Annotated in this window: 1 protein-coding gene and 1 pseudogene; both read left to right on the top strand. The window is 46.4% G+C overall.

Going from position 1 to position 2,942, the window contains the following annotated elements; translation table 11 throughout:
- A pseudogene (locus Q0X35_RS06375) lies at positions 1–311 on the top strand (amino acid permease); the annotation flags it as partial.
- A gap of 266 nt (positions 312–577) precedes the next feature.
- Complete coding sequence (locus Q0X35_RS06380) at positions 578–2,668, top strand: neutral/alkaline non-lysosomal ceramidase N-terminal domain-containing protein (protein ID WP_297566655.1); 2,091 nt, start codon at positions 578–580, stop codon at positions 2,666–2,668.
- The last annotated feature ends 274 nt before the right edge of the window (positions 2,669–2,942 follow it).

Raw genomic sequence — 2,942 nt, forward strand, 5'->3', positions numbered from 1 at the left:
TGGGAATTCTAATTAACTGGGTAGTAATTATGCTTACCCATCTGCGCTTCCGGGCCCACTGGAAGCAGCAGCATAGTGATGACGAGCGCCCCCCAGCTTTCCTGCGGGGTGCGCCAGTGATAAATATTGTGGTAATTGTGGCCTCCGCCGCCATCTTTATTACCCTCTGGAAACTTATGCCAGTAGCTTGGATTGCCGGTATTCCTTATATCTGCATTCTATTTATTTCTTTCGCAATTTTACATAAGGTACGCGATCTGCCTGATCCACAACCACTGGTAAAGCTGGAAAACTCTTCGGAAAGAAATTAATCCACAAATTACTTTCTCTGTTTTCACTTTTCTCGGGCATCAGCAAGTTTTCTGCTGATGCCCGAGATTTACTGTAAATTTTTGCAAATTTCCATTTTTTACCACGAAATGCCTCATTTATTTTTTCTGTGAGGTAAGATACTAGGTAGAAATCTGTGTACCCACTCTTTTCTTACAATATTCCACCTTCGCTTTAGCGTTATTGGCGCTAATGCGAAAGCTGCTGGAATATATCCAAAATAAAATACTCAATGAGGAGTAATTATATGGCTAAGTTATCTATTGCGCGGAAGTTAGGGGCCGGTTTGGCTACCATTGCACTCTCCGTCCTTGCTTTCACAGCCGCTCCCCTTGCCAGTGCGGCTCCAGCTGATGCCGATTATCTGGTAGGAGCTGGCATTTATGATGTAACTGGCGCTGTAGCTGAGACTGGATCTTTCGGTTATGCAGCTGGCCAGGAAATGAATGGTCTAAATGGACGTCTTTACGCCCACGCCTTTATCGTAGGTAATCTCAATTCCACAAAACGTATTGTCATGGTCTCCGTAGATACGGGAGCTATGTTTTCCAATATCAGATTGGCTGTGTTAGACCGCTTAAAGGATAAATATGGCGATCTTTATAACAGCCAAAACGTAATGATTACTGCTACCCACACCCACGTGGGAAATTCTGGTATGGCCACCGATCAACTCTACCGGATTGCCGGTAATGACGGAGCTGGCTTCAACTACGATCAGCGGATTGTAGATACCATGGTGAATGGAATTGTGTCAGCTATTGAGCGGGCACATAATAATCTCCAGCCGGGTCATATTGACTTCCAGCAAGGAAAGCTTCCTGGAATTGCGAAGAATCGTTCCGCAGAGGCATACGCAAATAATCCCGATGCTTCTAAGTACGATACCAACGTAAGAGAAGATATGGAGCAGCTTTCTCTCAGCTCAAAGGATGGAAAGCCACTCGGAGTCATCAACTGGTTTGGTATACATCCCACTTCTTTCTCGTTAAAGCAAACACACGTTTCCCCAGATAATAAGGGCTACGCTCAATATCTATTCGAACAGAAGATGGGGAGCAACCCCAAAGATCCGCAAGCTTTCGTAGCTGCCTTCGCCAATTCCTCATTGGGAGATGTGGTAGCAGTAGCTGGTAATTCTTACTCTTCTCCCGGATTTGAAGGCGATGCCAATGATTTCTTAAATGCTGAGAAAGCCGGCGGGCCACAATTTGAAAAAGCATGGGAGCTCTTCCAATCTGGTGGTACGCGCTTGCAGGGCGATTTAGATGCGCGAGCTCGCTATATCACGATGCCAGGCCGGACGGTAGCTGCGGAATTTACTGACGGAGACGGCGAGCAGAAACTCTGCACCTCTGCCCGCGGTTATTCTTTCGCTCCGGGTGCTGAAAATGGTCCATCAGACTTCCCAGGCGTATACGAGGGAATGACGAATGACAATTTCGACATTTTTGATCGCAATATGAAAGTAGATCAGAGCTTCGTGGGATCTTTAGTTCGCGGAATTGGAAAGGTTATTTCTCTCGGCAAAGATCCGTGCCAAGCAGAAAAGCCTATTCTCGTTGCAGATGGCAAGTTTGGGTGGAGCCCCAAGGAACTCCCCTTCCAGGTACTACGCATTGGCGAAGTAGCCATTATCGCTATCCCCTTTGAAGTAGCAACTATGCCGGCGCGGCATCTCCAAGAAATGACGCTCGACATTATGAAAGCAGACGGCGTAAAGAAAGTAATTCTTTCCAGCCCAGCGAACGCCTATGCCGGATATATGGCCACTCGCGCCGAATATGCTAAGCAAAACTACGAAGGTGCTTCTACCGAATTTGGCCCCTACCAGCTTGCAGGCACGAAGCAAGAAATAAGCTATCTTGCCAATGCCATGCTAGATGGAAAGCAAGTCACCGATGAAGCTCTCCCGAAGATTCCTAATACTAAGTTCTTCGCACAGCGCCCCGGCGTAGTACGCGATGACGTTAAGAATGGTGAAACTTTCGGGCAAGTACTCCAAGAGCCAAATGAAAGCTATCAAGGTGGCGAAACGGCGATTGCGAAGTTCCGCGGCGCCCACCCGAAGAATAACTACCGCACAATGGATAGCTTTACGAAAGTACAGAAGCTAGAAAATGGTAACTGGAAAGATTATCTAGATGATCACGATTGGGATACTTCCTACCACTGGCAGCGCGATGGAGCAAGCCGCTCTATTACCACTGTCGAGTGGAGGATTAACCCCAACACCCAGCCGGGTACTTATCGACTAGTGCAAACTGGTGATTGGAAGAATTGGAAGGGAATAATTACTCCTTACACCGGTACTAGCCGCGCTTTTGAAGTGAAGTAAAAATTAATATCTCCGGGATGTAAAAACCGGAAACGGCGGGTGCCGAAGCGGAAATATCCGCTTCGGCACCTTCTTTATTTTCCGCTTGTAAATAAAAATCGAAATTTACCTTAAATTCACCTTCCATATTTACAGCCAATGGAATAAAATGTTTCAAATATCGAAAATTATAGAGGCAGCTCTAGATGCGGTTTGAACAGTTAGAACAGATTATTAAAGTGGCAGAATGCGGATCAATCACGCAGGCTGCCTATGAACTTTTTACTAGCCAACC

This window comes from uncultured Arcanobacterium sp., assembly GCF_947253055.1.
Lineage (GTDB): Bacteria > Actinomycetota > Actinomycetes > Actinomycetales > Actinomycetaceae > Arcanobacterium_A.